The organism is Vibrio sp. WZ-1, from assembly GCF_052037695.1.
In the GTDB taxonomy this organism is placed as follows: Bacteria; Pseudomonadota; Gammaproteobacteria; order Enterobacterales; family Vibrionaceae; genus Vibrio.
This window is the reverse complement of the sequence record NZ_JBQEQR010000038.1, coordinates 14514-38933: the sequence shown is the minus strand read 5'-3', so window position 1 is coordinate 38933 and position 24420 is coordinate 14514. Positions and strand designations below refer to the sequence as shown.

Annotated in this window: 20 protein-coding genes and 2 pseudogenes; 11 read left to right on the top strand and 11 right to left on the bottom strand. The window is 43.9% G+C overall.

Going from position 1 to position 24420, the window contains the following annotated elements:
- On the top strand, positions 1–468 hold a 468-nt coding region (locus ACTS60_RS01485), incomplete at its 5' end, for a LamG-like jellyroll fold domain-containing protein (protein WP_440886866.1).
- 385 nt (positions 469–853) lie between these two features.
- On the opposite strand, the pseudogene ACTS60_RS01480 reads toward ACTS60_RS01485, so the two are convergent.
- Positions 854–1012: pseudogene (locus tag ACTS60_RS01480) on the bottom strand (nuclear transport factor 2 family protein); the annotation flags it as partial.
- Between the two features lie 277 nt (positions 1013–1289).
- Here ACTS60_RS01480 and ACTS60_RS01475 point away from each other — a divergent pair.
- Positions 1290–2006, top strand: coding sequence for a carbonic anhydrase (locus ACTS60_RS01475; RefSeq protein WP_440886865.1), 717 nt, complete (start codon positions 1290–1292; stop codon positions 2004–2006).
- An 86-nt stretch (positions 2007–2092) separates the two neighbouring features.
- Here the strand turns inward: ACTS60_RS01475 and ACTS60_RS01470 are convergent, their stop codons facing one another.
- The 5 genes from ACTS60_RS01470 to ACTS60_RS01450 form a co-directional block, all read right to left on the bottom strand.
- Positions 2093–2932 (bottom strand): energy-coupling factor transporter transmembrane component T family protein, encoded by an 840-nt coding sequence (locus ACTS60_RS01470; RefSeq protein WP_440886864.1) that lies wholly within the window; start codon positions 2930–2932, stop codon positions 2093–2095.
- Complete coding sequence (locus ACTS60_RS01465; RefSeq protein ID WP_440886863.1) at positions 2929–4716, bottom strand: ABC transporter ATP-binding protein; 1788 nt, start codon at positions 4714–4716, stop codon at positions 2929–2931. The genes ACTS60_RS01470 and ACTS60_RS01465 overlap by 4 nt, the downstream gene beginning before the upstream one ends.
- Positions 4717–4722: 6 nt before the next feature.
- Entirely contained in the window at positions 4723–5271 is a 549-nt protein-coding gene (locus ACTS60_RS01460) for an ECF-type riboflavin transporter substrate-binding protein (protein WP_440886862.1), read from the bottom strand.
- 313 nt (positions 5272–5584) lie between these two features.
- Entirely contained in the window at positions 5585–6715 is a 1131-nt protein-coding gene (locus ACTS60_RS01455) for an HlyD family secretion protein (RefSeq protein ID WP_440886861.1), read from the bottom strand.
- Positions 6715–7101: a DUF3302 domain-containing protein gene (locus ACTS60_RS01450; RefSeq protein ID WP_440886860.1), complete on the bottom strand. Its 387-nt coding sequence runs from the start codon at positions 7099–7101 to the stop codon at positions 6715–6717. Before ACTS60_RS01450 ends, ACTS60_RS01455 begins: the two co-directional genes overlap by 1 nt.
- Positions 7102–7247: 146 nt before the next feature.
- Between ACTS60_RS01450 and ACTS60_RS01445 the strand changes: the two are divergent.
- Positions 7248–7418 (top strand): annotated as a pseudogene (locus tag ACTS60_RS01445) (EamA family transporter); the annotation flags it as partial.
- Positions 7419–7515: 97 nt separating this feature from the next.
- Here ACTS60_RS01445 and ACTS60_RS01440 read toward each other — a convergent pair.
- The 4 genes from ACTS60_RS01440 to deoD form a co-directional block, all read right to left on the bottom strand.
- Entirely contained in the window at positions 7516–9099 is a 1584-nt protein-coding gene (locus ACTS60_RS01440; protein ID WP_440886859.1) for a diguanylate cyclase, read from the bottom strand.
- On the bottom strand, positions 9100–10566 hold the full coding sequence (locus ACTS60_RS01435) for a hypothetical protein (RefSeq protein ID WP_440886858.1): 1467 nt from the start codon (positions 10564–10566) through the stop codon (positions 9100–9102). It abuts the gene before it with no gap.
- A gap of 152 nt (positions 10567–10718) precedes the next feature.
- Positions 10719–12188 carry a transposase gene (locus ACTS60_RS01430; RefSeq protein ID WP_440886857.1) on the bottom strand — a complete coding sequence of 490 codons (1470 nt, stop codon included), beginning with the start codon at positions 12186–12188 and terminating at the stop codon, positions 10719–10721.
- Between the two features lie 68 nt (positions 12189–12256).
- Positions 12257–12967 carry a purine-nucleoside phosphorylase gene (gene deoD / locus ACTS60_RS01425; RefSeq protein WP_440886856.1) on the bottom strand — a complete coding sequence of 237 codons (711 nt, stop codon included), beginning with the start codon at positions 12965–12967 and terminating at the stop codon, positions 12257–12259.
- A gap of 397 nt (positions 12968–13364) precedes the next feature.
- Between deoD and ACTS60_RS01420 the strand changes: the two genes are divergently transcribed.
- From ACTS60_RS01420 to ACTS60_RS01405, 4 genes are read left to right on the top strand one after another with little or no spacing between them, the layout of a single operon-like run.
- Complete coding sequence (locus tag ACTS60_RS01420; RefSeq protein ID WP_440886855.1) at positions 13365–14315, top strand: YbgA family protein; 951 nt, start codon at positions 13365–13367, stop codon at positions 14313–14315.
- Positions 14305–15108, top strand: coding sequence for a MerR family transcriptional regulator (locus tag ACTS60_RS01415; RefSeq protein WP_440886854.1), 804 nt, complete (start codon positions 14305–14307; stop codon positions 15106–15108). Before ACTS60_RS01420 ends, ACTS60_RS01415 begins: the two co-directional genes overlap by 11 nt.
- A gap of 23 nt (positions 15109–15131) precedes the next feature.
- Positions 15132–16547, top strand: coding sequence for a deoxyribodipyrimidine photo-lyase (phrB, locus tag ACTS60_RS01410; RefSeq protein WP_440886853.1), 1416 nt, complete (start codon positions 15132–15134; stop codon positions 16545–16547).
- 6 nt (positions 16548–16553) lie between these two features.
- A complete protein-coding gene (locus ACTS60_RS01405; RefSeq protein ID WP_440886852.1) occupies positions 16554–17480 on the top strand; it encodes a L,D-transpeptidase family protein in 927 nt (308 codons plus the stop codon).
- Positions 17481–17506: 26 nt separating this feature from the next.
- On the opposite strand, the gene ACTS60_RS01400 is transcribed toward ACTS60_RS01405, so the two are convergent.
- Positions 17507–17761, bottom strand: coding sequence for an Lpp/OprI family alanine-zipper lipoprotein (locus ACTS60_RS01400; RefSeq protein ID WP_440886851.1), 255 nt, complete (start codon positions 17759–17761; stop codon positions 17507–17509).
- Positions 17762–18186: 425 nt separating this feature from the next.
- Between ACTS60_RS01400 and ACTS60_RS01395 the strand changes: the two genes are divergently transcribed.
- The 4 genes from ACTS60_RS01395 (at position 18187) to ACTS60_RS01380 (ending at position 24412) form a co-directional block, all read left to right on the top strand.
- The gene (locus ACTS60_RS01395) at positions 18187–19530 is read left to right on the top strand and encodes a DEAD/DEAH box helicase (RefSeq protein ID WP_440886850.1); all 1344 of its coding nucleotides are present in this window, start codon (positions 18187–18189) and stop codon (positions 19528–19530) included.
- A 169-nt stretch (positions 19531–19699) separates the two neighbouring features.
- Complete coding sequence (locus ACTS60_RS01390; RefSeq protein ID WP_440886849.1) at positions 19700–19891, top strand: hypothetical protein; 192 nt, start codon at positions 19700–19702, stop codon at positions 19889–19891.
- A 366-nt stretch (positions 19892–20257) separates the two neighbouring features.
- Positions 20258–22270 carry a prolyl oligopeptidase family serine peptidase gene (locus tag ACTS60_RS01385; RefSeq protein ID WP_440886848.1) on the top strand — a complete coding sequence of 671 codons (2013 nt, stop codon included), beginning with the start codon at positions 20258–20260 and terminating at the stop codon, positions 22268–22270.
- Complete coding sequence (locus ACTS60_RS01380) at positions 22271–24412, top strand: TonB-dependent hemoglobin/transferrin/lactoferrin family receptor (protein WP_440886847.1); 2142 nt, start codon at positions 22271–22273, stop codon at positions 24410–24412. It begins immediately after the preceding gene.
- The last annotated feature ends 8 nt before the right edge of the window (positions 24413–24420 follow it).

The window sequence follows — 24420 nt, the reverse complement described above, 5'->3', positions numbered from 1 at the left end:
CTATATGTAGGGCTAGATGGTAGCCAGCCGATTGCTGGACTTGGCGACAACCTAATAAAGGGTAAAAATGATATCAAGGTCGATAAATGGGTGCATTTGGCTGCGGTATTTGACAAAGAGGCATCTCAGCGTGTGTTGTTTATTAATGGTCAAGAAGTCAAACGAGAAAGTTCTGCAATGTTTAAGGGCTCCAGTTTGCGTAGTTTGTTGTTTGGTGCGGTGAATAGGGCAAAAGGTGCTTCAGATTTTCAAGATGCGCAGCTGGATGGTATCCAAGTCTGGTCCCGAGCACTCGACAGTAGTGATGTTCAAAGTTATATGTTGACGCCTCCTCAAGCTGGTGAGTCAGACGTGTTAGCGTACTATGATTTCAGTCGTTATCGTGGTTTGTGGGTGGAAAACTTAGCAACAGGCGAATTTGATATGAAATTATCTGAGGATAATACTATAAGGTTAGGTTCACACTAATCAGACACTAAAAATTAGTACCCATCATAGCGATATGAAGAGTGTAAGCCATCTATGGAAATATCTATTTCCGTAAATGCTGAAAAGTTCGAACCAGTTACAGTCGATGCTAAGTTATAAGGAAAACAAGATATAGTTAGACTATTTGATTGAAATGGTCTGACTTTTTTATCTCAACTTAACAAAAACGCCTCAAGTGAACCTTGGGGCGTTTTTGTTTCTGTAACATCATAAAGCTACGGCTGTGTCTCTAGTTTTTTATCGCCGCACATATTACTTTCATTCTGTTGGGATGGTGAGACTAAGAATTTCTCTGTTACAAAAATAATCAATCGTTGAAAGGCAATTTAGAGCAAAATGATACCTATCTCTTAACATCAATTTGTCAAAAAACACCATTCGAGTTAGCGATATCCCCACCGCTGATTAGGGAATAAACCCTCATCGAGAAATCAAGTGCTTGAATCGAATCCCAGTGCTCGACAATTCTGCCATCTTCGATGCGCCATGTGTCGATGATGTTCATCCCTTTTTGATCATTTCCTCCTAGCTGGTCTTTGATAGAAAGCCATAAACATCTCCGTTTTAAAGGTGGACTAGCTTTGAATGTTAGTCACCTCTTCCTATACCTAACAATGTTATTAGTTTCATCTTTAGAGCATTTGCTTCCAATATTTAACCGAAGTTTATCGAGGAAATAGTCCTCTGACAGTCCGTTAACTTTTATTTGCTATCAACGCGTTCACTTATCGAAGTATACGGTATGAGTTGATATACCGTTGCATTTTATGCCAACCCTAAAATGATATTAGGAACCCGTTATGAACAAGTCACTGACTGCGATTGGATTATCTTTAGTGCTAGCAGGAACTGCAAATGCAGCAAACTGGGGATACGAAGGAGAGCATGGTCCTGCCCATTGGGGAGAGTTTGCTTCTGAGTGTGCAAAAGGCCAAAACCAAAGCCCAATTAATATTGATTCTACCATTGAAGCAAAGTTAGCTAAGTTACAGTTTAATTATGATGGTAAAGTGATTTCATTGTTAAACAACGGTCACACTTTGCAAACGAGTTTGGAAGGCAATAATACACTGAAGGTTGATGGCAAAGACTTTGCTTTGAAACAATTCCATTTCCATACGCCATCGGAAAACCATGTTGATGGCAAAGAGTACCCACTGGAAGCGCACTTTGTACATTCTGACGAAGACGGTAACTTAGCTGTTGTTGCAGTATTCTTTAAAGTTGGTGATGCAAACTCTGCTCTAGCTAAGCTATTACAAAATATCCCTGATAAAGAGCAAAATGTGGCAATTAAAGCTCCATTTGATGCAGATGCTCTGATCCCAATGGATAAAGAGTACTACCGCTTCAATGGCTCTTTGACGACGCCTCCGTGTTCTGAAGGGGTGCGTTGGTTGGTGCTTAAAGAGGCACAGAGTATCTCACCAGAGCAAGTCAAAGAGTTTGCAAAGGTTATGGGAGCTAATAATCGTCCGATTCAAGCGTTGAACGCGCGTATGGTTCTTGAAAACTAGTGAGAGTTTGAAGAGCAAGCTAGATTTTAGCTTGTAGAGGAGTTGAATGAAGCAATTGGCTCTCTAGTGAGCCAATTGCTGTATCTTTAGAATGGATACCAGAACAGGTGAGTGTCTATGACTCGCTTGCTAATCGCAGCTACAACAATTACGGCAATGCCTGCCATACAAATCATGTCGGCTTTGGTCAGCGGTTTTAGGCTGTACCAAGTACGAGATGAGTGACGACCAAAACCGCGTAATGTCATCGCGTTAGAAATTTGGTCTGCGCGATCTAGGCTAGAGAAAATCAATGGCCCTAAAATCTTAGCGACGTTCTTCATGCGCGTAAACAGAGGGGCTTTCTTACTCAGTTCTACCCCGCGAGCTTGTTGAGCGTGCATGATGTTCACGAAGTCTTTCTTCACTTCTGGCAAGTAACGCAAGGTCAAACTTACTGCGTAAGCGATTTTGTAAGGCACACCTAAACGGTTCAAACTTGCTGCAAATTCAGTAGGATGTGTGGTAAACACAAACACTAACGCAATCGGGAACATACTGAAGTATTTCAGTGTCACCGTGACTAGGTAGAACAGGGTCTCTTGGGTAAGTGAGTAATTACCTGGTAACGACAACAACACCGTCGTTGAGCCCATGTATTCAGTGCCTTGCTGCGGCGCTAATGCAAACATAAACAAGGCGTTAATAAGCAATACACTACCAGTACCAATTAGGAGTGGCTTGTAGACACGAAATGGCACCTTGGTCATTTTCAGCAGAGCCAAGCCAACAATGATCAGTAGAGTAATAATGCGCAGGTCAAAGGTCGTAAGCACTACCGTTACCCAAGCGATGAACATCAAAAACTTAGTGATGCCGTTCAACTGGTGCAGTGGTGATTGGGTATCGATGTAGTTGATACCAAACTTCATCTTGTTGTCTTTCATGCCACTACTTTCTCAATGTTTTTAGCATCATTGTTTTGTGAATCTTGAGCTTCAGCACTACTATGTGCAGCATCTGCATTGTTATTGTTCTCTCGACGTGCTTTTTCAACATCAATAAAGTGCTGCATAAAGCCGTTCGTATTCTCTATGCCTAACTTGCTTGCCAGTTCATACAAACTGGTCGTCGTCAGGTTTGCTTGATCTAGCAAAGCCGGATTACTGAATACTTCAGTCATTGGCGCGTCGGCAATCAATTTGCTATCAGCAATAACGATTGAACGAGTGGTGTATTCCAAGACTAGATGCATGTCATGCGAGATGATCATCACCGTAATGCCAAGTTCGCGATTAAGCTTTTCGATAAAGCTCAGCATTGATGTGTAGTTACGGTAATCTTGACCTGCAGTAGGCTCGTCCAGAATCAAAAGTTCAGGCTCTAGGGCAAGAATCGATGCAATCGTCACACGCTTCTTCTGACCGTAGCTTAATGCCTCAATCGGCCAATGGCGGTACTTGTTCAAACCACAAAGCTCAAGGACTTCCAGAACTTTTGTTTCGACTTGTTTCTCTTCAACGCCACGGTTACGTAGACCGAAAGCCACTTCGTCGAAAATCATGTGATGAGAAATCATATGATTTGGGTTTTGCATTACCACGCCAACTTTTTGGCTGCGCTCGAAAATGGTTAGATCGCCTAAGTCTTGGCCGTTCAACATCATCGAACCTTGGTCTGGTTCAATCACGCCCATCACAAGCTTAGTGATGGTGGATTTGCCTGAGCCGTTTTTACCCAAAATCGAAACGAATTCGCCACGTTTTACATCGAAGCTAACGTCTTCAAGAGCGTTTTTCTCACCATCGTATGAATAGGCAAGGTTACGAACTGCCAGAAGAGTATCGGTTTGTGTTTCAACACTAGTTGCTGTTGATGATTCAAACCATGTGCTGACGGCAGTTTGGTATTGGGCCAATGGCAACGTGCTTAAGTTCGATGGTTTTGCATCGCCCTCAATCGCGCAGCCGGCTTCTTTCAGAGCCGATAGGTAAAGAGGTTCACGAATACCATACTCCTCAAGAAGAGGAGAGGCCAACAGCTCGTCAGGCGTGGTGTCAGCAATGATTTCACCGCTTTCCATCAAGATTACGCGGTCTACCGAACGGTGCAGAACATCCTCAAGACGGTGCTCGATGATGATAATGGTTTTACCCGTTTCACGGTGCAGATCATCGATAATTTCGATGGTCTTCTTACCCGTCTTCGGATCAAGGGCTGCCAATGGTTCGTCGAACAATAGGATGTCGACATCGTCCACCAAAATACCAGCCAAAGAAACGCGCTGTTTCTGACCGCCGGATAGGTCGTGAGGTGAGCGATCTAACATCTGTTCCAAGTCGACCATTTTGGCTGTAGCTTTGACCAATGGGTACATGTCGATGGTAGACATCAATTGGTTTTCCAACGCGAATGCGATGTCTTCACCAATGCTCAACCCAACAAATTGGCTGTCCGTATCTTGCAGTACGGTACCAACTTGTTCGGTGAATTGGTGCATGTCAAAAGGGGCGGCGTCTTGACCATTGATGGTCAGTTTGCCACTGGTTTCCCCTTTGATAGCGTGTGGGATCAGTCCGTTAAGACATTGGCCAAGGGTAGATTTACCACTACCACTTGGACCGATAATGACGATTTTCTCTCCTTTCTCTATCCTTAGATTGATATTTTTTAGCGTCGGTTTGTCCAGCGACTCATATCTAAAAGAGAAGTTAGAAAATTCGATTGTCATTCGACATTAAGCCTCTGTTAAGTTGCGGCTTTGCTTGTTACGTTTTGCGACAGACTTAAGAATGAAGAAGCCCACAATAGCAATAAGAATAGTGTTACCCAGCGCGATGATCGACAGCTGTGTGAATACCTTAGTGAACGGTTCTGCGTACAAAATGGTGTCTAGGAAGGCTGAGCAGCCATAACCGAAAACGTTGCCCAATAGAGCAAGCACCACGAATAACACGAAGTCTTTCATATTAAAATCGCCTTTCTCTAAACGGTTGCGAGTCAGAGAAGGGAAAAGACCGATAATCAAACCGACAATGCCTGAACCAAGTACCCAAGTCAGCCATACGCCCCAGCCCGCAAATAGGTCTGTAACCCAGTGGCCAATAAAGCCAACCAAGAAACCAACAAGTGGGCCAAATAGTACTGAGAACAATGCCAATACCGCCATTGCTGGTTTTAATGTTGTATTTGCAAATACGGGAATACCAAACATTGGTAAACCGCCGATACCGTAAAGTGCAGCACCAATTGCAATAACCACAACGGTTTTAGCAGAAAGATTCATAGATGACCTCAGTTCAATTGTCGATTTTAAAGAACGTTCACTTGCTTTGTTTTTATAGCGCTGATTGTGTAACAAAGTTTGGAAACAACCAAGCTGCTTATTGTTTGCTCTATTTTTCTTAAAGAAATGTGTGATTGGATTCACGCATTTCTTTTACTGGCTCAGTTCTTCAGCAAGCTTCAAAAATAAGGGGCGCATTATACAGAATATAGTGAGAAGTGGGAATGCTATCTGTCTGGATGGCTAGAATGCAATCAGGGGCCAACTGTCAGCCCCTGATTACACTTTTTAGTACGATTTTTGTTCTTTAAAATTAATGGTCTAGGTATAGGTAGTTTTGCCAGCTCTTCATTCGAATAAGTACCTTACGCATGACCGATACGTGGGTAAAGCTGTCTGAGTAAACCGCCACCTCGACTGCCGTACCCATAGGAAGGTGGTATTCGGTCAAATCGTCTGTAATTTTTAGGGTAACGAATACTCGGCCGCTGGTACGTAATGCTTCTGTTCCAAGTAGCGAACCGCGAGCTTGGAATTGGCTCTCACCAATCGCTGGTAGCACTTCAACGACTTCACCTTTAAACACATGGCCTGGCAGTGCTCGGAACATAAATTCCGCGTCAAACCCTGGCTCAAGACGCTGCAACGAGTTTTGACGGAAAGCCGCGGTATAGAGCTTTTCTTCCGTATGCACAAACGTCATTACCGGTGCAAGTGGCAGAGGGACAGCCATTACGCCAGGACGAAGAGCAAGTTGTGTTACATAACCATCGGTTGGGGCGGTAACTACTGTTTGTTCTAAATTGAACTCAGCTTTTCTAAGCTCTGCTAATAGGGATGCTACTTGAGTATTTTCCCCCCCAACTTCAGAGTCGAGCGCAATTTGTGCTTGTTCTTGCTTTGATTGCGCAACTTCTAAAGCGGCTTGTGCAGCTTTAAATGCTTGGCGACGAGTATCTAATTGTTGCTCTGTGAATGCGCCACGATCAAAACCACGTTGGTAACGATCGAATTCACGTTTCGCTTTGTCACGTTCCGCAAGTGCTTTGAGCACTGAAGCTTCAGCTTCTTGCACACTAGATTCTAAACCAAGAGCACCTTGGCTTGCTTCTTTCACTTTTGCTCGTAGTTTGTCGACTTCGGCTTGAAACGGCACTGGGTCAATACGGAAAAGTACATCGCCTTTTTGCAGAGGTTGGTTTGGTTGTACAGGTACCTCTATCACTCGACCACGAACACCTGATACCACAGGTGTCGTTGAGAACACTTGGTTTCCGATCTGGGTAAATGGGTGGTTGTAGTTCATCAATAAGATAAGTGTGCCGACCAATACTACACCACCAAGTACGGCTGTTGGCACTGTCCATTTATTGAGTGGTATATTGAAAATTTTGAAAATCGCAATACATAACGCGGTGTAAGTCAGAACCAGTAGTAAATCCATTATTGTTCCTCCTTACCTTGTTCTTTTTGTATTGGAGTGCTTTGTGCAGGCTTTTCGCCTTTTAACATTGACACTTCTTTTTTCAGCGCATTGACTTCATCAATGAGCTCTTCAAGACGATGATGGATATCATGTGTTTCTTGTTCGAGTTGTTTAAACCCCCAGCCTCGCTCCTTGCGCCATAAAGTTGCCCAAATCCAGAGGAATGGCCAAAGTGCATGAAGAGTGAAAAGGCTGACCCAGCCTGCGTAATGAATCGCATCTTGGTGAGGATGCTCGCGCTCTTTTGCTATTTCATAAGGAATGTCGTGAATAACAATGATTCCGTAGAAGATAACTAAAGCAACGAAAATGAGTAACCCAAGTGCAAAATAGTCTAGAAACATCTTACTTCCCTGTGCTTGTTGCTAAATAGAAAAACTTACGTAAATTAACTGTTTAAGTATTTGATATAAAAATAAGTGAATCAAGAAATTTATGATTTGATTCACTGTTAATGAGAGATACTGCATGCAATACGAAGGAGTGCGCGGTGCAATATTCTGGTGAAATAGCTGCAATCAGTGCGGCAGTTGTTTGGGCCGTAGCAACATGGATATACAGCCAATTTAGTCATCGCTTTTCGGCTATGCAACTTAACATTGTCAAAGGTGTGATTGCTTCCATGATGATGTTAGCTGTCATGCCTTTTATGCCCCAAAGCTTTCCTCTCTATCTGTTTAAGAAAGATACAAAAACGCCCCAGTCACGGTTGGGGCGTTTTTATTGTTCAGAACTTTGTTTATAGTTCGGAAATTGGCTTATAGCTCAGTGCACACTTGGTTTCGGCCATTCGCTTTGGCGCGATAGAGTGCTTTATCCGCTCGGTAGAAGGTGCGTTGAGTGTTTTCTCCTTCGTGGTGAGTGGTTATACCAATAGAAACAGTTAAGCCCCGTTCCCCCAAGATCTCGTGCCAGCCAAACTGATAGATACGTTCGCGATAATTCTCGGCGTGCATTTCCGCCATTGCTAGTTCGTGATTTTCAAGAATGACCAAGAACTCTTCGCCACCAAATCGGACACAAGAGGCGCCCCTGAACTTGAAATAATTTGCTAGTTCTTTGGATACATTTTGAATCGCTTTATCACCAACTAAGTGGCTTAGCTCGTCATTGATCGACTTAAAGTGGTCTATATCAACCACCAACAGTGCGAATGGGGTATCGTGGAGTAGCAGATCCTTCAGTTTTACTTCCAACCAACGACGATTGTGCAGTGATGTCAGAGGGTCGGTAAACACATCTTGTTGAAGCTGAGCTACGGTATTTTTATGTTGCTGTGTTGTCTCTTTTAGCTCTTTATTCTCGATTTCAGATAAAATGAGTTTAAGCTGTAGCTCAAAGCGTGAGAGCCTTCTTAGTTGTGCGGAGCCTAGTTCACTTATAGGAATATGTTTGACCAAATCGGATTCGATTTGGAATGCTTTCTTTTCATATGTGAGGGCATCTTTGAAATAAGATTGAGATGCACACACATTGCTCATCGCATTATAAAAATACTTCACCAAAATAGGTGACGATTGTGTAGGAATACGCTTAGCAAGCGATGAAAGTAGCATGTTTGCAAGTTGCTTGTGGCCAAAATGACTTAAACAACTTGCGATCTCCATTTTCACCATTGTAGATAACCAAGGGGTGTGAAGGTTGCCCACTGTGTATTGGATTTTAGCGAGAGCGAGCAGTGCTTTATCATATTCTTGGTTTAAGCGGTGTATTTTGGCCTGATATAAGCGAATTTGTCCTGTCAGGTTTTTATCACTAACAAGAATACTGAGCTCTTCACACTCAACCAAAAGCTCGGCTGCTGCGTTACTCCTACGTAGCTTGATGTAACATGCGAGCATATAAAGCTTGTATCTTAGTCTCAATGAACGACTGCTAATGGCATGATCGATGGCATCGATCTTTTGGTAGTATCGCAATGCTCGATTGTGATCACCATATGCATCGCATAAGTTGCCCATTCCGATTACTGCTTTCACGTATTCATCAATAAATCCATAGTCGACTGCAATCGTCGTTGTGGTGGTGTACTCATTGAGCGCTTGAGCATACTCTCCGATTTCAACCATTCTGTTACTTAAACTGGATTTTATCGTTAGGATGTCTTCGGCATCTTCAGGCAAACTTAATAAATCTAACGCAAGTTTTAATTCCTCAATGCTTTCTGTTAATTGCTTTATCTCGGCTCGGTATTCTGCGCTAATAATATAGCAATGCGCTTTTTCTCGGTTTGTTGATGCTACGTGTTGACGAATATGAGACCAAAGAATTAGAGCTTCCTCGCCATTGACAGAAGTTGGGTCTAGCCCTGCATCGGTGACTTTATTTAACAGTTGTTCCATCTATGATGCCTCTGCACGATTTTCTTCAAGTTGTTCTAATGTGAACGGGAAAGTAAGAATATCCTGTAGATACATAACGGGTTGCTTTTCAGCGAGGCCTTTTCTTGCCCAAGGATAAATATTGATCATTGATTGAATGACATGGAATATCTGTTCTGCGGCAACACCTTTATCTGCGACTAACATTGCTAAGCGATTGGTGCTTAACCGAGATATCAGGTCATTTGTCGTCGTGAGTGAATGGACAAGCTCGGTGCAAATATCAAGGTATGCGGGGTCATCATGTTCAATCATAATGACGGCATGGTTGGAACGTGCTAGCTCAGTCTTAAATAGGACGAGCTTTTCCCACCAGTATGTTTCTGATACCACGTTCGAAAACTGCTTTTCCGGATTGTATTCATACTGAGCTTGAATTCGATTGATCAATTTGCGAGCACGCTGCTCCAGTTGTCGTTTTGAACTGCGCGCTTTGTCCATACTAAGACGTTGAGTTTGCTCTTTGAGCATTTTTAAGGCGTATTTGCGATATTTTTTGAACGCAAGGAATGCCGATTGGTAGTCACCTTGTTCCTCTGCGACACGAGATTGTTGGAAACAAATCTGACTTAGTAACTCACCGTTATCAAAAGCGAGCGCTGACTGTTCAGCAGCTTTCAGCAATTCGCTAGCAGTACAGGTATTCTTGCGCAGCAACTGCAATCGCGCTTGGCTTATACAAGAATGCGCTTTCATCCAGACAAGATCATGTTCCATAGCAAGGGTATGAGCTCGTTGGGTTGCTTCTTCTGCGGCGTCGAGTCGCTCTAGGCCTAACAGTGCTAGTCCTTTAAAATCCCATATCTCTGCCTGCCATGTTTTGTCGTCGTGATCTTTAAGGACTTCAGAGGCTCCGTCTAAAACGGTGAGCATCTCAACAAATTGGTTAAGAAGGTAGTAATCCCAAGCCAACAGAATTCGGGCTTTTCCTTCTAAAGGAGCGTTGCGCACACTATTTGCCACTTTGACGGCAAGTTCATGAGTGGAAGCGGCAAGAGTGTGGTCATTTGTAATTCGCCACACATTTCCCAGCCCAACAAGTGCTTCAATTTGAATCGCAGTGTCATCAACTAAAGCTGATTGCTCTAACGCGTTGATCCAGTATTGTTGTGCTGAGTAATATTTGGCTTGTCCCCAATACTGTAGAGCAAAGACATGGAGTATTTCAGGTAGGAAGTCGTCGGTATCGAGTTGGGTTTGTAAATTGTAGGCCTGCTTAATAAGCTTTAAACCCTTTCTATATTCCATCACGCACCAGCAACAGTGCGACATGATAAGAAGGGACTGGATTTCGCCTTCTGGAAACAGAATTTGTTCCGCACGCATTCGACATTGCTCTGCAAGCTGCAATGTTGCTGCTGGATTAGGCTTGATTTGCCTTCTTAGCTCACTGAGTTCAGCTTCTAACTGAAACTGGTTTTTATCCAAAGTCCACATCCATGACTATCGAACAGACAACGTGCCTAATGATGTCTACATATATGAGTGTGCATAATGTAAACAGAAAAGGTATCGAATACTGTAATGTATACCTAAACGTCGGGACATTACCACTCATAACTGAGCAATATGTCAAATAACTAGGACAACAGCTGTTTGATAGTGAGTGGCGCATCAGTTACTTCTAATCGCTGCGCTGCTGTCAATCCTTGTTTATCTTGATAGCACAAATTATGCCAAGCTCTGAAAATATCTAAAAGAGGCAAAAGCCCCCCAGGTCTTAATTTGCGACGTGGCTCGTTGATGAAGCTCTCAAATAACAATTGAAAACGGTTTTGATAAAACTGAATATGCTTGGTCGTTGCGATGTTGAACCACGACTCTGGGTTATTTCTGTCACCTGCTAGGTAACAAATGCCTTTGTGTGCACTATTTTGAGACGAGATTGCCCAACGATCTCGCCACCAACTCATATAAGCAATATCTACTTTGCCAAATGGTGCCGTCATGTCCCATTCTGGATCTTCTTCTACGTATAAAAGATCAACATTTTTCTGTTGAATACGTGATAGACAAACGCTCAACGCTGCAGAGCGGAGCAGTGGGTCTTGTGGCATGTAAATAGACACACGTTTTTCTGAGCTGCACATATCCAAAACGTGGAGGTAATGTGCGTAAGACGTATAAGGCGGTCTGATCAATGCACCTTTTGACGGGTAATGGAACACGGAAAAGTTACCCAGAGGGTCTTCTACATTACCTCTCGCCAAAATAGTTTGGTATTTTTGGTCGATACGCTCGCGCAGTTTTTTTGAAGGCGCTGGTAGGGGTTCGCTTGCTTCTGCTGTGTAATCTTGAGATACAAAACGTGAAACGTCTTCATAAGGGTTATGATCAACAGAACCAACAGGCTCTTCACTCGAAGAATAATTAACGTGTTGGCAAAGAATGTAACCTGAGTGTGCTTCTCCTGATACGATCCAATAAACACCATTATTGCTTTGTGGCTGAAGAGATACAAAGTTAGAGGCAAGTTCATAGTGGTCAGCATGATTAACCCAGCGAGCATCAATAGTCGCAAGTTTACGGCGACAACGGCTAGCAATATGATCAACATGATCGTAGAACGTTTTTGGGTTGATGCTGAGTTTACGGCAGATCTCTCGAACGGAATAACCAGTAAACAGTAAGCCCATCAAATTCTCTTGAAATTGAAGCTTTTTGTTGGCACCAGACCATTTATCGACAAAAGTACTTTGACATTCTTTACAGCGATAGCGTTGGCGATCGCCACTATAGCCAAAAGCGTGATAGAGGTGTTTGTGAGTGTGGACAGAGAGTCCAAAGTTGTCACATTCGTCGTTGCGACATGCAGGCAAGCCGTCACTGTGTACGTGACGAAGACGATGAAGCTCATTCACTACATCGCGATTGTTAAGTAAGGGGGGGAAAGCTCCACATTCACGGCAGACCATCGCCGGACGTTTAGGGTTAGCATGTTGCAATACGTAACGTTTTGCATCACTCAATCCAAAGTTGTCACACGCCAATGTTTTACAAAAGTTGAGTTGTAACCCATCTGCGTCTTTTGGCAGTTCGCCGTTAGACACAATCGCCCCCTCGGGATAATTCAGGCAGCCGGTCAGGCACCGGCTGCAAATTACTACTTAAGTGTTTCTTAGATGTTGATTGCAGTTTCTAGAGCAACTTTCATCATGTCGTTGAACGACTTTTGACGCTCTTCAGAGCTTAGTTTTTCACCACGGATGATGTGGTCAGAAACCGTTAGGATTGTTAGTGCTTTCGCGCCTAGATCCGCAGCTACACCGTAGATACCAGCCGCTTCCATGTCTACACCTAGGATGCCAAGTTTTTCCATCTTCTCGAAGATGTCAGCTTCTGGTGTGTAGAATAGGTCTGCAGAGAATACGTTACCTACTTTAACTGGTACTTCTTGAGAACGTGCTTGGTTAACCGCTTCTTCAAGAAGACCGTAATCAGCAATCGCAGCGAAGTCGTGATTGTTGAAACGGATGCGGTTAACTTTTGAGTCTGTAGATGCACCCATACCGATAACAACGTCCATTAGTTTAACGTCGTCGCGTACTGCACCACAGCTACCAACGCGGATAACGTTTTTCACGCCGTACTCAGCGATTAGCTCGTGAACGTAGATGCAGCAAGATGGGATGCCCATACCGTGGCCCATAACAGATACTTTTTTGCCTTTGTATGTGCCAGTAAAGCCGAACATGTTACGAACATCACAAACTTGTTTTACATCTTCAAGGAAAGTTTCTGCGATGTATTTAGCGCGCAACGGGTCGCCTGGCATTAGAACTGTTTCAGCGAAATCACCTGGTTGTGCGTTAATGTGTGGGGTTGCCATAAGTGCTCTCCAAAGTCTTGTTCTGATAAATCGCCTTTATTATAGAAGGCTATTACCAATTCTGTTGAACTTGTTCGTTTTCGTTGAGGTAATAATATCGGGACGGGCAATATCCCCTTGAGAGATAAGTCACAAAATCATGGGTTTTAGTGTTCAATTAATCTGTTGATAACTAAATCTGTTGAAAGCAAAAAGGCAATCGATTTGCTTTTGAGCAGTTTGTCGATTGCGTGCACAAAATCTCGGCTTTAAGCACAAAAATTTTTCTTCAAAGTTTCTGATCGATATTCGAATAGAGTGAGTAAAACGATTAAATTGTACAATTTATTTTCTTGTACAATTTTAATTGACTTGCTATAAGTTATACAACAAAACATTTTGTATAGGATGCTTCGTTATGGAATCTTCAATCAAAGTCGGTATCAGTTCTTGTGTACTTGGACAACGAGTACGTTTCGATTCGGGACATAAAATCAGCAACTTCGTAACGAAGGAGTTAGACGGCTATTTCAACTTTGTACCAGTCTGTCCAGAAGTTGGAGTAGGGATGTCTGTTCCTCGTCCAACAATTCGCCTAGTGAGTAATGAAGAACGAATCGCCTTGGTTGAAACGAGGAATCCAGACAACGACCACACTGACAATATGCTTACTTATTCGAAAAACAAAGTGAACGAATTGGAAGGCGAGCAGTTGTGTGGCTATATCGTGTGCGCGAAGTCGCCAACGTGTGGCATGGAACGAGTAAAGGTTTACAGCAAGAATAATGCTGCTAAAGAGGGCATCGGTTTGTACACCCGAACTTTAATGGAAAAAATGCCATGGCTACCAGTTGAAGAAGATGGACGCCTGAATGATCCGGTGCTTAAAGAGAACTTTATTACTCGTGTTTATTGTTTGAATGACTTTTATGAGTCGATGGAGGGTGAGCCAACACGTGGAAAAATCATCGATTTCCACTCTCGCTATAAGCTAACACTGATGGCACATCATCCGGAGTCGTATCGTTCTCTTGGGCGCTTAGTGGCCGATGTGGCGAACTATGATATTGAAGATTTCTATAACGAATATCGCCTGGGTTTGATGAAAGCGCTACAGAACCGCGCTAGCCGTAAGAATAACACTAATGTGTTGATGCACCTTCAGGGGTACTTTAAACGCTCTTTAACTGGCAATGAAAAAGCTGAGTTGGCGACTGTGATCAGTGATTATCGTACTGGCTTGTTACCATTACTTGCCCCGTTAACGTTAATTAAGCACTATCTCAATACGTACCCAGATGCGTACCTTGAAAAACAGAAATATTTAGAACCGTATCCACAGGAGATGAGACTTCGTTATGGATTGTAGCCAAGAAGAAAAACTATACGCGATTCGAGATGTATCTGAGTTAACGGGTGTAAAGCCCGTTACTCTGCGTGCTTGGCAAAGACGCTATAACTTGATTCAACCGAAAAGAACCGATAAAGGGCATCGCTTATATCGCCAGCAGGACTTGGACATAATTCGAGAGATTCAAGGATGGCTGGCTAAAGGCGTTGCTATCGGTAAAGTGAAAGGCTTGTTGGGTCAGGAATCAGATGTTGACTTAGGGACAGATATTGAGCGTTTAGAAGAAACAGAAGCCTTGCTAAAAGCATTGTCGGAGCTAAACCGTGGTAAAACAGAGACACTCTTGTCCAGTGTATTGAAAGAGTATCCTCTCAACATCGTTATCGAGCAGCTGATCTATCCGGTCTTCGAAGCATTAGATTTGGTGAAAGTATCACTTCGTTCTTTACAGCTTGGTTTGTTCCAAACATGTTTAATTACTCGCCTTGCTTTAGTGGTGGATTCAGAGAATAAAGCGGCGTCGAAAGGAAAGTGTCTATTGGTAAGCTTTGAACAAGTACGTGAGTCAGAAAGTTGGGTTCAAGCTGCAATACTGTGCGAACAGGGCTATCACATTACTTTGATCGATAAAGTAGAAGATGTGTCTGGCTTGGTTGACCACGAGGTACTGTCTCGTTATCAATTCGTCCACTTTTTTTCTAACAGAGCACTGCCTATCAAGCAGGTGGAAGTGTTATCCACATTACAAAGTCAGCTTCCAGAAAAAGTGCAGTTTTCGGAAGTGATAGAGAAGCTGCACTTTACTGCCTAAGCACATTCTCGTAAGGAGATGCCATGATTTTGGTTTGGTTCCGACGTGACCTACGAACGTTAGACCACACAGCACTTAAGGCTGCACTAGATACAGGGCAGCCCGTTGTTGCCTGTTTTGTTTCAACGCCAGAGCAATGGCACGAGCACAATATGTCACCAATGCAAGCAGATCTGATTGCGCGGCGTTTGGTGCATCTCGATGAAGAACTCGCCGATCTCAATATTCCCCTTCTCTATAAAGAAGTGCCCAAGTTTGCTGATGTGTCAGAGGTAATTAAAGGGTGGACGCTATTGTTGAACGCTAGAAGTGTCATGGCTAACATTCATTACGAGGTCAACGAACAAGCGTTAGACAGGGAAGCAGCGGATGTTTTGGCCAAAAGCCAAGTCACGTTTGAGGCTTTCCACGACAAATGTGTTCATGCGCCTACCACGGTGTTAAACAAGCAGGGTGACTACTTCAAAGTCTTCACTCCTTTTAAACGTGCTTGGCTAGAAAAGTTCCAAATACCGATGGTGTGGAAACCAGAACCGCAATTAAAGCTATCTGATGATGCACTTAAGCCAGTTGAAACTGATCGCTATCATGCTGATGTGGCTTTTTCCTATCCACGTGATGCGAGTGAGCAATGGCACGCCTCGACCGGAGACATCCTCAACCGATTAAGAGAGTTCGCTCGAGAGCGCAGTGATGCTTATAAAGTAGAAAGAGATTTCCCTGCTGTTGATGGAACTAGCCAGTTATCGCCTTACCTTTCGATCGGCGCATTGTCGCCAAGGCAATGTATCGCAAGGCTTTATGCTGAGAATCCACACTCTGACCTTACTGAAGGCAAAGCAATGTGGTTGAGCGAAATCATATGGCGCGAGTTTTATCAGCACTTATTGGTGTTCGAACCAAAGCTGGTAAAAGGCAAAGGCTTTATTCCGTGGGAACATAAGATCCAATGGTCTTACGATGAGCAAGCCTTTAAACGCTGGAAAACAGGAACAACAGGGTATCCCATCGTCGATGCAGCCATGCGACAACTTAATGCGACGGGGTGGATGCACAATCGACTTCGTATGATCGTCGCAAGCTTTTTAGCCAAAGACCTTCACATCGACTGGCGATGGGGAGAAGCCTACTTTATGAGTAAGCTGGTGGATGGAGATTTTGCTGCTAACAATGGTGGCTGGCAGTGGTCGGCATCAACAGGGTGTGATGGACAGCCTTATTTCCGAATCTTTAACCCGATTAGCCAAGGTGAGAAGTTTGACTCTGATGGCTCATTTGTTCGCCATTGGGTGCCGGAAATAAAACAAGTTCCAAACAAGTTTATCCATAACCCTTGGCTATGGAGTGGCTTTAATTTACTTGATTATCACAAGCCGATGGTTGATCACAAGGTAGAAAGAGCGATAACCTTACGGCTCTTCAAAAACGCCAAGGAATAGAGAGAGATGCCTAGCAAGATGCGTCCGATGAGTATCGCGAAACGAACCCTGTTGTCTGTATCGTTGTCTTTGGTTAGTGGCTTATCGTTCGCAAAGATGTACGAACTACCGGAAGACGGTGCTCGTGTGATAGGTCGCATGGAAAACCATGTAGTCGAGCAGGGCGAAACTATGGCGAACATCGCTAAGCAGTACGATGTTGGTATGCTGGCGTTGATGGCAGCCAACAAAGGCGTAGATCCTTTTTTGCCAAGAGAAGGGCACGTGCTAACTATTCCTACTCAGCTAATTCTTCCTGATGTCCCCCATGATGGCATCGTCATTAACCTTGCTGAATTACGTCTGTACTATTTCCCTGCAAAGGAAAACGTCGTGCACATATTTCCGGTAGGTATTGGTCGAATCGGTCGTGACACACCGGAAATGACCACGAGTATCAGCCAAAAGCGGCCAAACCCTACTTGGACACCACCTTCGTCTATTCGCGCAGAATATAAAGCGAAGGGAATTGATCTTCCAGCTATTGTGCCTGCCGGTCCCGACAACCCACTGGGTATGTTTGCATTGCGCTTGGCATATGGTCATGGAGAGTACTTGATCCACGGTACTAACAAAGATTTTGGTATTGGTATGCGTGTGAGCGCGGGTTGTATTCGAATGGATCCTAAGGATATTGAATGGTTGTTCGAGCAAGTGCGTCGCGGTGAAAAGGTGAAAGTCATCAACCAACCAGTAAAAGTAGCGCTTGAACCAGACCGCAGCGTATTTGTGGAGGCACATGAACCATTAACTCGTAGTAACGGCGAGAAAGATCACCTACAAATTCCACAAGAGTTGAATTGGTGGCTTGATGAGTATGGTATGACGAATGCGAAAGCAAAAGCAGCGATTGCTGCGCAGAATGGTGTTCCAGTAGAAATAACCGCGCCTTAATAAGCATTAAAGCGCGGAATCAAATCTTACTTAGTGTAAGACTGAGCGATGTTGTCGATACGCTCGTTAGCACGTGCAGCTTCTTCTTGAGCTGCCATAGCTGCTTCACCAGATTTTTGAACGTCTGATTGAAGTGCTTGAACGTCTTGGCTTAGCTGGCTAACTTGGTTGCTTAGTTCGTCTAGTTTTGCTGCGTTAGCTGTTGCTGCATCATCAGATGAAGCACAACCAGCTAGTAGAAGTACTGAAGTTGCAGCAGCTGCGATCAACGTTTTGTTCATGTTAAGAACTCCTTGCTTATAGTTGAGGTTACGCCCTATACATTCTTTGTCATATAGTTGCGAATTAAAATGTATGAACATTTTATCAGTACATGATGTAGCAAAAGTCAAAAAAATCCAAGAATTTCATAGGTTACTGAAATAAAGCTCTGACTCTCAGCTCACATTGGTAAGAGTTTACTCTCGCCTGAGAGTCCACGTAACGTTACTCAGTCAGCATTTTCGCTACTTTCCTGATATCAATAATTTAGACGATATTGACATAAATGAAAGTATTGCGATTGAAACTTTTGCTTTTCTTTTTCATTTATATTGTGTGATCTCTATCTATACTCCTATGATTTGCGGTATTATAGCGGGCTTTTATTTTTTGCTGCGTTAGAGCGGAAACGACATGAAAAAAGCGCTCAGACGATGACTATTTATTGGAGAATACTTTGCAATTTAAAGATCTAGGCCTAGACAACCGATTGTTGAAGAACCTAAAACACTACGATTTCAAGAAAGCGACTGACATTCAGAAGCAGGCGATCCCTGTTGCGATTGCAGGCAAAGATTTATTGGCATCTTCGAAAACAGGTTCGGGTAAGACTTTGGCGTTTGTATTGCCGATGCTTCATAAGTCATTAAAGACGAAGTCGTTTTCTGCGAAAGACCCACGAGCAGTGATCTTAGCACCCACGCGTGAGCTAGCGAAGCAGGTGTATGGTGAACTACGCTCAATGCTGGCTGGTTTGACTTATGATGCTGCTTTGATTCTTGGTGGTGAGAACTTTAACGATCAAGTTAAAGCTCTACGTCGTTACCCTAAGTTTATCGTTGCAACGCCAGGACGTTTAGCTGACCACTTGGAGCACCGCTCACTATATCTAGATGGTTTGGAAACACTGATTCTTGATGAAGCTGATCGTATGTTGGATCTGGGCTTTGCTCCAGAGCTACGTCGTATTCATAATGCAGCTAAACACCGTCGTCGTCAGACATTAATGTTCTCAGCAACACTTGACCATGCAGAAGTGAACGGTATTGCATCTGAGATGTTGAATGCACCGAAACGTATTGCGGTTGGTGTGTCTAACGAAGAGCACAAAGACATCACTCAGAAGTTTTACTTGTGCGATCATTTGGATCACAAAGAGGCGATCCTTGAGCGTGTTCTTGAAGAAGCAGAATACCGTCAAGTAATCATATTTACTGCAACGCGTGATGACACTGAGCGTCTAACTGAAAAGTTGAATGAAAAGAAACTTAAAGCGATCGCGCTCAGCGGTAATTTAAACCAGACTCAGCGTAACACTATCATGAGTCAGTTCGAACGTGCGGTATTTAAGATCCTTGTTACTACAGATGTCGCATCTCGTGGTCTAGATATCGCTACCGTGACACACGTAATCAACTTTGACATGCCTAAGCATACGGAAGAGTACGTTCACCGTGTTGGTCGTACAGGTCGTGCGGGTAACAAAGGTGATGCTATTTCATTGGTTGGCCCTAAAGACTGGGATAGCTTTAAGCGTGTAGAAACATACCTACAGCAAGATCTGAGCTTCTCTGTATTTGAAGACCTAAAAGGTAAATTTAAAGGTTTGAAACCGCGTAAACCTGATTTCCGTGGTAAGAAAGCAGCGCCGAAGAAAGCGCGTCCTCAAGCGAAGAAAACGGCTAAGAAGCCTGCTAAGCGAGATAAAGGTTTCTACCAAAATGTGGCGGTGGGTGATAACGTATTTATCCCTAAGAAAAAGCCAGCGGAGCCAAGTGCTGAAGATTAATATTCACCGCATTGCTTAATTGAAATTTTAGGAAAATCCGAGCTTTCAAGCTCGGATTTTTTGTATCTGCGACTTAATGTTTATCTGAGTTGAACGTAGGTTCAAGAGTCTTTGATTTTTCTGAACGGTGTTCTTGTTTAGCATTAACGGTGTGAAGAGGAGAATACAGATGCAGAAAGATGAACGATGGGCACAAGAAAAGCATTGGTTAGAACAAGTTGATATGAGTCTAACAGACAAACAGTGCCACACATTGGGGTGGCAGAAGCAGAGGGTTTTGATCGAAATGTTGTCATTTGTTTGTATGGCATTGGTCAGTTGCACACTTGTGCTGGTTCGTGGAGGTTTTTATGATCACTGAAGACTCTCAAATGGGGGAGCTGATAAAATCTGTTGTTGTTTCTTCACTCTATTTTGTCGGATTCCTCGCTTTACTTTGGGTTATCACTAGCCATATCCCAATCTTTTGAATCATTCGTTAAAATAAAAGCTTCCTTTGTCACCTTGTCAGGTGGCTTTTTCATATCAGTCAATTGCATTTATATTAAATAATTAATTGGTCATTTACTCCCTTTGACCTCAATGTATTTAGCCTTCATTTAAACGTTTGCCCTAATAAAATACGACATAAACAGCTTAAATTATGCAAATGATAATTGATATCATTTTTATTTAGAGGCAGAATACGCGAAATCACATCAATGTTATAAATGGTTTTGCCTTTTGTATGAAATTTTCTCATGTTTTTTTAGGGCTTTTGGTTACTTCTTTGTCTAGTGCTGCGGAGGATAATTTTGATTGGTTGAGAGATGACTCTCGTCAAGACGCACGTGTACTGTCTTACCTCAAACAGCAAAACCAAAAAACAGAACGCTTCCAGAAGCGCTATGACGAGATTACCCAACATCTGTTGAGCCAATGGGAAGCCATGGCAGCAGAAAAAGGTGACAAGCCATGGGTGATTAAAAACAGCCAAGAGTGGAATCTAACTCGCCGACAAGGCAACTTCGTTTTGTTGTCACGAGCAGATAAAAATGCGCAAGAGAACGTGGTGTACGATTTTTCTTCTCGCCAAGCAGAGCGTCAGTATTTCCAAATTGGTCAATGGTATGTGGAAGGTAATTCATTGCTATTTACCGAAGATATTGATGGCAGTGAACAATACCGTGCTGTACTAGTAGATCTTAAGAATGGTAACGCGCGTGAGTTGATCAGTAGCGTAGACAATGGTGTTCTGCTCTCACCAAATGGTAAGTTTGCTTTCGTTGTATCAAAGGACGAAAAAACACAACGCCCTTACCAAATCGTGCGAATTAACACTCAAACCACCGAGCAGAAGGTACTTTGGCAAGAGGACAAGACCGATTGGCTCATGTCCTTCTATCCCTCAGCCGACGCGCGTTTCGCACTGGTACAAAGTAACAATGAATCGACCACCGAACAAAAGATCCTAACCCTTGATTCTGGAGAGCTGACGGCCTCGCTACGTAAACCGGAATCCGGTGTGGAGTATTATGCGGATGTTGCTCAAGACAGAGTCTTTATCAACAGCAATCTTAATGGTCAGTTTGGTTTGTTTGAAACTGCGATGCCCGAGAAACATGCGGACACTGTTGAGTCGAATTGGAAGTCTTTCTTACGCTCAGAAAACGGTGTAGAGCAATTCTATTTGTATGAAGCGGGACTTGTGGCATTAACCAAGCAAGACAATCAAACGACAATCTCGGTTTACTCTTACGATGGCAAGGCGAAAAAATCTCTTCCGTTCGAATCGGACGGGCGCGTTGCTTGGCTGAGCACTCTTGGTGATTACCGCTCTAACAAAATCCGCATTCGTAGTATGTCGATGACGACACCGCCTTTGTGGGAAGAGTTTGATGTTAAAGCACAGACAAAGACAAATCTCTCGCAAGATATCTATCACGGCTTCTCTAGCCAAGATTATGTTTCTAAACGCATTATGGTCAAAAGTCATGGTGTGGAAGTGCCGGTTTCTCTTGCTTACCGCAAAGATAAGCTCAGCGACAACGCTCCTGTTGTGCTGTACGGCTATGGCGCTTATGGGTTTACCATGAAACCTTATTTCATGCCTCAAACGGTGAGCTTACTAGATCAAGGCGTTATCTACGCGATAGCGCATGTTCGTGGTGGCGGTTACTTTGGTGCCGACTGGCATGAGCAAGGCCGAGGCGTTCTTAAAGCCAACTCTATCAATGATTTCACGGCGGCTGCACAAGCGCTTAAACACTTTGATGGTGGTGAACGTGATGTCTACGCGATTGGATCGAGTGCTGGTGGTACTTTGGTTGCCGGCTCGATCAATCAAGCTCCGGACTTGTTTGCTGGCGCGGTGATGAAGGTTCCGTTTGTCGATGTTGTTGCCAGCATGTCCGATACGACGTTACCACTTACTGAACAACAATACGGGGAATGGGGGAATCCGACACTCCCAGAGCAGCTCAAAGCCATGCAAGCTTATGATCCTATTCTCAATATCCACAAAGACGCTTACCCACCCATGTTGGTTCAAGTCGGATTAAACGACCAACGTGTGCCTTATTGGGAAGGCGCGAAGTATCTCGCTCATATTTCGTCGACCAGTGAATCGACAGGCCCTTATTTGTTGCAAACGGATTTTCACTCTGGCCACCGCATGGATCCAAGGCAGGCAAGAGAGCAACAAGCGAAGGAATACGCATTTCTACTATCACTCATTAAAACATCTAAAGCGGAGCAGTAAATGAAGCTTACCCCAGTGTCAGCGGCAGTACTTTCGGTACTTGCTGCCAGTCAAGTGCACGCCGAATCTAAGGTTTTCTCAATGGAAGAGGTGGTTGTAACCGCCAATAAAATCGATCAGCCATTGTCAAAAGTGGCAGGTAGTGTCGCGGTTATCACAAACGAGCAAATCGAAGAACGAGGCGAAACCGAGCTTTATGACGTGCTGCGTAACGAACCTGGTGTAAGCGTGACGGGCGGTGCTGGTCGTCCGCAAAACATTACCATCCGTGGTATGACAGGTAATCGAATAGTCATCGTTCGTGATGGCATTCGTTCTGCGGATGGCTTTGGTGCAAATGACATTAATGACGCGGTTGGGCGAGATACTTTTGATTTATCCAATTTTGAATCGCTGCAAATCATTAAAGGTGCAAGCTCTTCGGTGCACGGCTCTGGCGCGATCGGCGGTGTGGTGATTTTAGAATCCAGTCAGCCGGGTGATTTCTTAAAAGACAAAAACTTCTATACCGATGTTTCCGGTACTTACACCGACATCAGCAACAAGTACAAAGGCACGAGTAACCTAGCTTTCCGCTCCGGTGATACAGAGAGTTTGTTCAACGTTTCTTACTGGCAAGGTCAAGAAACACGTAACTTTGATGAAGATTTGTATAACCGCGACCTAGATGGTTACAGCGGTGCTTATACGATCAACCACTTTTTCAATGAAGAGGTGATGTTGAAAGCCAAAGCGGAACTCTACACCCAGAATCAAGAGCGTTTGGAGGGTTCACCGTCCATTCAACCTGATGGCATCTGGCATATTGAAGACTTTGCTGAAGATGAAACCTCCGAAGAGTACAGCGCTTACATTGGTGCAGAGGTGACACCGATTAATCCAACTTGGTTTGAAGAGTTGGATACCAAAGTTTACTGGCGTCACACCGAAGTCGTGGAAGACACCAACCGTTTAATGCGCCAAGTGGATCACAATGGTTTGATCACCAAACGTCGCGAGCTGGAACACAAAACCTTCATTGACGAGACAATTGGTTTTCGTGGCGACTTCACCAATACGATTTTTGCAGCAAATACTGAGCATCAATTGGCTTACGGTGTCGAGCTTTCTACTGACTATTACGAACGCACAGATAGCGATTCCAAGATTGATTGGAATGGGGTAACGCCTTCGACCAAACAACCTTTCGCTCCTGCTCGTGCTTATAATATTGGTTTGTACGTTCGAGACATGGTGGAACTGGATAAATGGACCATCACAGGCGGCTTGCGCTTTGATGCGCACCGTCTAACGCCGGACGGTGAGGGTGAAGTGGGCGGCTTCCCATTAAAAGACATGGATAGCTCTGAGGTGTCTCCAAGCCTGTCGGTTTCTCGTGAAATGTTTGCCAACAACATCGTTTATGTGTCGTACAACCACGGTTACCGTGCTCCGGAATACGATAAAGCATATGGCTTCGTGAACCATGATTTCGTGCCGCTAACGCCTTTTGTTATCGCACCTAACTTAGACCTAGAAGCGGAAACTTCGGACTCATTTGAAATCGGTAACAAGTTCGATAACGGTCGTGCGTATGTCTATGCGTCGGTGTTCTACAACAAGTTTGAAAACTTCATCGATGTTGTGACCACAGGCTTTGACTCAAGCACTGGTAATTACATCAAACAGTACCAAAACCTTGAGGGCGTAGAGACTTATGGCGCAGAGCTTTCTGTGGGTTACGCGCTCACTAAACAATGGGACATCAGCACTAAGTTTGGCTACGTAGATGGCAAAGACGCGGAAGGCGAATACGTTCGAAGCATTACGCCATTCGAAGGTAACGCTCAACTGAAATACGTCACCCAAGACTTCAACGCTTACGTGGCTTGGAACTGGACCGCTGCCATGGATCGCGTTCCTAAATGCCAGACCACGCTTGGTCTAGCGACAGAGTGCGCGCAGACAAGTGCGTGGAATACGTTTGATATTGGCGCAACTTACCACGTTTCCAAAGACCTTCGTGTTAGCGCAAACATCGTCAACCTCTTCAACAAAGAGTACATCCGATACCAAGACGTAGCGGGTATCGCTGAGGAAAGTAAGCGTTACTCAACCGAGCCAGGGCGCTACTTCACGCTAAATGCAAAATACGAATTCTAGGACGAAAT

Coding starts and splice junctions, on each gene's coding strand:
- ACTS60_RS01475 (WP_440886865.1), top strand. CDS start 1,290: ATGAACAAGTCACTGACTGCGATTGGATTATCTTTAGTGCTAGCAGGA.
- ACTS60_RS01470 (WP_440886864.1), bottom strand. CDS start 2,932: ATGAAAGACAACAAGATGAAGTTTGGTATCAACTACATCGATACCCAA.
- ACTS60_RS01465 (WP_440886863.1), bottom strand. CDS start 4,716: ATGACAATCGAATTTTCTAACTTCTCTTTTAGATATGAGTCGCTGGAC.
- ACTS60_RS01460 (WP_440886862.1), bottom strand. CDS start 5,271: ATGAATCTTTCTGCTAAAACCGTTGTGGTTATTGCAATTGGTGCTGCA.
- ACTS60_RS01455 (WP_440886861.1), bottom strand. CDS start 6,715: ATGGATTTACTACTGGTTCTGACTTACACCGCGTTATGTATTGCGATT.
- ACTS60_RS01450 (WP_440886860.1), bottom strand. CDS start 7,101: ATGTTTCTAGACTATTTTGCACTTGGGTTACTCATTTTCGTTGCTTTA.
- ACTS60_RS01440 (WP_440886859.1), bottom strand. CDS start 9,099: ATGGAACAACTGTTAAATAAAGTCACCGATGCAGGGCTAGACCCAACT.
- deoD (WP_440886856.1), bottom strand. CDS start 12,967: ATGGCAACCCCACACATTAACGCACAACCAGGTGATTTCGCTGAAACA.
- ACTS60_RS01420 (WP_440886855.1), top strand. CDS start 13,365: ATGGAATCTTCAATCAAAGTCGGTATCAGTTCTTGTGTACTTGGACAA.
- ACTS60_RS01415 (WP_440886854.1), top strand. CDS start 14,305: ATGGATTGTAGCCAAGAAGAAAAACTATACGCGATTCGAGATGTATCT.
- phrB (WP_440886853.1), top strand. CDS start 15,132: ATGATTTTGGTTTGGTTCCGACGTGACCTACGAACGTTAGACCACACA.
- ACTS60_RS01405 (WP_440886852.1), top strand. CDS start 16,554: ATGCCTAGCAAGATGCGTCCGATGAGTATCGCGAAACGAACCCTGTTG.
- ACTS60_RS01400 (WP_440886851.1), bottom strand. CDS start 17,761: ATGAACAAAACGTTGATCGCAGCTGCTGCAACTTCAGTACTTCTACTA.
- ACTS60_RS01390 (WP_440886849.1), top strand. CDS start 19,700: ATGCAGAAAGATGAACGATGGGCACAAGAAAAGCATTGGTTAGAACAA.
- ACTS60_RS01385 (WP_440886848.1), top strand. CDS start 20,258: ATGAAATTTTCTCATGTTTTTTTAGGGCTTTTGGTTACTTCTTTGTCT.
- ACTS60_RS01380 (WP_440886847.1), top strand. CDS start 22,271: ATGAAGCTTACCCCAGTGTCAGCGGCAGTACTTTCGGTACTTGCTGCC.